The following is a 5648-nucleotide window of genomic DNA, read 5'->3' on the forward strand; positions in this document are numbered from 1 at the left end:
CCCTCGAACATCACCTCACGCAGCGGCCGCTCCAGCACCCGGTCGAACCCCGCACACACCGCATCCAACGCCTCCGCGAACACCGGATAGGCCTCGTACAACTCCCGGCCCATACCCGCCCGTTGAGACCCCTGCCCGGAGAACAACACGGCCATCGGCCCCGAGTCATCCCTGGCGACGCCCCGCACCACACCCGCGGCCGGCGCGCCTTGCGCCACCGAGTCCAAGCCACGCAGCAACTCCGCCCGGTCCTCCCCCACGACAACCGCGCGATGCTCCAAAGCCGCACGCGTCGTCGCCAGAGAGAACCCCACGTCAAGCGGCGAACAGTCGTCAGCGAGCGCCGACCGCAGCCGCACCGCCTGTGCCGTGAGCGCGGCCTCCGACCTCGCCGACAGCACCCACGGCACCACACCACCCTCAGCCGGCTCAGCGCCGGACGGGATCTCGGGCGCGGCGTCCGGGGCGGGCGCCTGCTCCAGGATCACGTGGGCGTTGGTGCCGCTGACGCCGAACGAGGAGACGCCCGCTCGGCGCGGGCGGTCGGCCTCGGGCCACCGGACGTCCTCCGTCAGGAGTTTCACGGTGCCCGACGACCAGTCGACGTGGGACGACGGGGTGTCGACGTGGAGGGTTCTGGGCAGCAGGCCGTGGCGTATCGCCATGACCATCTTGATGATGCCCGCGACGCCGGCGGCGGCCTGCGTGTGACCGATGTTGGACTTGATCGAACCGAGCCACAGCGGACGGTCGGTCCCGCGCTCCTGGCCATAGGTGGCGAGCAGTGCCTCGGCCTCGATGGGGTCGCCGAGGGTCGTACCGGTGCCGTGCGCCTCCACCGCGTCCACGTCGGAGGCGGACAGGCGGGCGTTGGCGAGGGTCTGGCGGATGACGCGCTGCTGCGAGGGGCCGTTCGGGGCGGTCAGGCCGCTGCTGGCGCCGTCCTGGTTGATCGCGGAGCCGCGTACGACCGCGAGCACCTCATGACCGTTGCGGAGTGCGTCCGACAGCCGCTCGACGAGGAGCAGGCCGACGCCCTCGCCCCAGCCGGTGCCGTCCGCGCCGTCCGCGAACGCCTTGCAGCGGCCGTCCGGGGACAGGCCGCGCTGCTTGCTGAACTCGACGAAGACGTTGGGCGTCGACATGATCGTGACACCGCCCGCGAGGGCCATGGAGCACTCGCGCTGGCGCAGTGCCTGCGCCGCCATGTGCAGCGCCACCAGGGACGACGAGCAGGCCGTGTCCACCGTCACCGCCGGACCCTCGAGGCCGAAGGTGTAGGCGACGCGGCCGGAGAGCACGGCCGCGGCGGTTCCCGTGCCGAGGTAGCCGTCGACGCCCTCGGGTGCCTCCTGGATGCCGTAGGCGTAGTCCTGCCCGTTGGTACCGGCGAAGACGCCGATGTCACGGCCGCGTACGGAGGCGGGGTCGATTCCCGCGCGCTCGAAGACCTCCCAGGTGGTTTCGAGGAGCAGCCGCTGCTGCGCGTCCATCGCGAGGGCCTCGCGCGGCGAGATGCCGAAAAAGGCGGGGTCGAACCGGTCGGCGCCACCGACGAAACCGCCTTCGCGGACGTAGGCGGTGCCGGCGCGGTCCGGGTCGGGGTCGTACAGCCCGGCCAGGTCCCAGCCGCGGTCGTCCGGGAACGGCGTCATGGCATCGGTGCCCGCGGTGAGCATCCGCCACAGGCTCTCCGGTGAGTCGACGTCGCCGGGGAACCGGCAGCTCATCCCGACGATGGCGATCGGCTCCTGCTGTTCCTCCCGGACGTCCTGGAGCTGCTGACGTGCGTCGTGGAGGTCAGTGACAACCCGCTTGAGGTAGTCCCGGAGCTTTTGCTCGTTCGTCGTCATTCGGCGCCACCTTTGAGAAAGAGAGCACAGGTATCCGGCGGGGTTCCGGGCTGCCGGTCAGAGCCCGGGGTCAGACCGCGAACCGGTCGGCGGAAATTCCGGCCGCATGGCGTCGCGGGCCTTCGCGATGGGGAGTACGGCCATGCCGTGAAAACCGCTGAATTCAACGAATTACGCCTCGCCGTCCGACGCAACGTCGCACCGTCGCACATCGTTTGCCTTCATTTCCTGCGCCCCCCGGGCCACGTCGTCGATCGGCCGCGCATGCGGCCCGACCACGGGCAATCGTGTGCCGTGGACTCCGTCGGAGCCCACGGCACACGATCAGGCGCTTCACGTGGTCGCGCTCAAAGCCCAAGCGCAGGCCCTAATCGGGGAGCCTATGGAGGCCCGGTTTGCCCAAACAACCCCTAGCACCCCGTAGCGAGGACCCCTATGCCGGAGGCCACGCGGGACCACTTCATGTCCGGTCGCCGGGGATGGCGGTGCAATTCCCCCGGCGACTCTTCGTTTTTCTGTATTTCCGCCATTCCCGTCAGGGCGCGCCGATGCCCTTGTCGATGATGTCGAACAGGTCGTTGTCGCTGGCGTCGGCGAGCTGGTCGGCGAGCGCGGAACGGTCCGTGGCGCCACCGCTGCCGTGCTCGAACTTGGCCAGGAGTTCCTGAAGTCGGGATGTGACGGCGCCGCGTTCCTGTTCGCTGAGGTCACCCGCGGCCAGCGTGGCCTCGATCCGGTCGAGGTCGCCGTGGACGATGGCGGGCGCCGGCCGCACGTCGCGCGGCGCCAGCCGCTCGACAAGGAAGTCGGCGAGCTGGTCCGCGGAGGGGTAGTCGAACATGACCGTGACGGGCAGCTGCCTTCCTGTCGCCGTGCCGAGGCGGTTGCGCACCTCCACGGCGGTCAGCGAGTTGAGACCCAGTTCCAGGAAGCCGCGCTGCGGCACGACGTCGTTCCTGTCGGCGAAGCCGAGCGCGGCCGCGACGGTGCCGCGCACCAGGTCGAGGAGTATGCGCCGTCGTTCGCCCGCGTCGGCCGCTGCGAGCCGGTCCTCCAGGCCAGGTGCGGCCGCCGGTTCCGTACCCGCGCCCGCGGCCGCACGGCGTGCCGGGGTGCGAACGAGCCCGCGCAGCAGGTCGGACACCTCCTCGTCCGGGCCGAGAGTACGCAGCCTTGTCAGGTCGAGCCGGGCCGGTACGAGTACGGCGTCGGCGGCTGCGGTCGCGGAGTCGAACAGGGCGAGGCCCTGTTCGGCGGTGACCGACAGCATGCCCGCGCGGCGCAGCCTGCGGCGCTCGTCGACGGTGAGGTCGCCCAGGGCCGCCATTCCCGCCGACAGGTCCCACAGGCCCCAGGCCAGGGACTGCGCGGGCAGCCCCTGGGCCCTGCGGTACTGGGCGAAGGCGTCGATGAAGGTGTTCGCCGCGCTGTAGTTGCCCTGCCCGGCGCTGCCGAGCACGGACCCGGCCGCGGAGAACGTGACGAACGCGGTGAGGTCCGTGTCCCGGGTCAGTCCGTCCAGGTGGACCAGGCCGTCGACCTTTGGGCGCAGCACCTCGTCCATGCGCTGGGGCGTGAGCGAGGACAAGACACCGTCGGCGAGGACTCCCGCGGTGTGCACGATCGCGGTCAGCGGGTGCTCGGCGGGAACCCCGGCGAGGACGTCGGCGAGCGCCGTGCGGTCGGCGAGGTCGCAGGCGGCGATGGTGACCTCGGCGCCGAGCCCGGTCAGTTCGTCGCGCAGCGCGGCGGCGCCCTCGGCGTCGGGGCCGCTCCTGCTGACCAGCAGCAGGTGGCGTACGCCGTGTTCGGTCACGAGGTGCCGGGCCGTCAGGGCGCCGATGCCACCGGTGCCACCGGTGACGAGGACGGTGCCGTCGGGACGCAGGCGCAACCGCTCGCCGGCGGCGGGCAGTTCGGCCCGGGCCAGACGCGGCACCGCGAGACGGCCGGCACGGAGCGCCGACTGCGTTTCGCCGGAGTGCACCGCGTCGGGCAGCGCCCGCAACGACGCGTTGGTGTCGTCGACGTCCACGACGACGAACCGCCCGGGCTGTTCCGCCTGCGCGGACCGCACCAGGCCCCAGACCACGGCGCCGGCGGGATCGCGTACCGGGTCGTCCGGTCCCGTACCGACGGCACCGTGCGTGACCAGCACCAGCGTACTGTCCACCCACCGTTCGTCGGCCGACCACGCCTGCAGGGCGGCCAGGACGCGGTGCGCGGTGTGGTGCGCGTCCGCGGCCGTGTCCCCGGAGGCCGGGGACGCGGCGTCGAAGAGGACGATGTTCGGCACAGCGCCGGACTGGGGTGCGGCGACTCCGGACTCGTCCCCTGAGTCCAGGACGTACCGCTCGTCGCGTACGTCGACATCGGTGCCGGCGGCGCGCAGCGCGTCGGCGATGCCGTGCGGGTCGTCACCGAGCACGCACCAGCGGCCGGTCGGCGCCGCGAGCGGCGCGGGCACGGCGGCCCAGTCGATCCGGAACAGCGAGTCGTGGTGGACCGGTCGGCCCACCAGGTCCGCGGCGGGCACCGGACGGAACGCCAGGGAGGCGACGGAGGCGACCGCGCCGCCGGCCGGGTCAGTCACTTCGACCGCCAAGGCGTCACCGTCGGCGCGGGTGAGCCGGGCGCGCAGCACGGTGGCCCCGGTGGCCCGCACAGACACTCCGGTCCACGCGAACGGCATCCGCACCTGTCCGCCGCTCTCGCCGGCCTCTGCGGGCGCGTCGGCCGCGTCGCGGTCGGTACCGGCGTGAACGGCGCGAAGCACACCTTCGAGGAGCGCCGGGTGCAGGGCGTAGCGCTCCGCGTCGATGGCATGGTCCTCGTCGAGCACGACCTCCGTGTAGAGGTCGTCGCCGTGCCGCCAGACGGCCGTGCTCAGCGGATAGGCGGGCAGGTCGCCGAGCAGTTCGGCCACCCGCTCCGGCGTCACCGGCTCGGCTCCGTCCGGCAGCCAGACGACCGGCTCGGACTGCGGCGCCGCCTCACGGGTGAGCGATCCGGACGCGTGCCGTGTCCACTCCCCGCCGTCGGGCCGCGCGTGCACGGCGAGCCGCCGGTCACCGGACGCGTCCGGCGCGCCCACGACGACCTGCAACTGCAGCGGAGTGTCGGCGAAGAGCACGAGCGGCGCTTCGAGCATCAGCTCGCCGACCTGATCGCAGCCGACGTGATCGGCGGCGTACAGGGCCAGGTCGAGCAGCAGCGTCGCCGGTACGAGCACGGTGTCGGCCGCGGCGTCACCCGCGAGCCAGGGCTGCTCGGCGAGCGAGAGCCGCCCGCTGAACAACTGCCCGTCCTCTCCCGCCAGCGGTACGACCGTTGTGAGCAGCGGATGCTCGATCGTCTCGAAACCGAGCCCTGCCCGCGCGTCCTGCCTCGACGCTCCTCGCAGCCAGTAGCGCTGGTGCTGGAAGGCGTACGTGGGCAGATCCACCCGGCGGGCGCCGGTGCCGGTGAAGTACGCCGACCAGTCCGGGGTGACGCCCGCGATGTGCAGGCGGCCCAGGGCGGTGACCAGGGCCTGCGGTTCGGGTCGGTCCTTGCGCAGGGCCGCGATCAACTGCGCGTCCCCGGTCAGGGATTCCTGCGCCATGCCCGACAGCACACCGTCCGGGCCCAGCTCCAGGAACNCAGGGATTCCTGCGCCATGCCCGACAGCACACCGTCCGGGCCCAGCTCCAGGAACACACTGACGCCCTGATCCTCCAGCCAGCGCACACCCTCACCGAAACGCACCGCCGCACGGACATGACGCACCCAGTACTCCGCCGACGCCACATCCGC

General features: G+C 72.3%; 2 protein-coding genes. Both read right to left on the reverse strand.

The genetic code is table 11. The features are described from left to right. Positions 1-1853 (reverse strand): type I polyketide synthase (locus FGD71_RS00020; RefSeq protein WP_140935769.1); only part of this gene is annotated, 1853 nt, incomplete at its 3' end. Between the two features lie 535 nt (positions 1854-2388). Then, positions 2389-5457, reverse strand: coding sequence for a type I polyketide synthase (locus FGD71_RS50000; protein ID WP_140935770.1), 3069 nt, complete (start codon positions 5455-5457; stop codon positions 2389-2391). Between the last annotated feature and the right edge of the window lie 191 nt (positions 5458-5648).

Origin of the sequence: Streptomyces sporangiiformans, from assembly GCF_005768555.2 — a bacterium.
GTDB lineage: Bacteria > Actinomycetota > Actinomycetes > Streptomycetales > Streptomycetaceae > Streptomyces > Streptomyces sporangiiformans.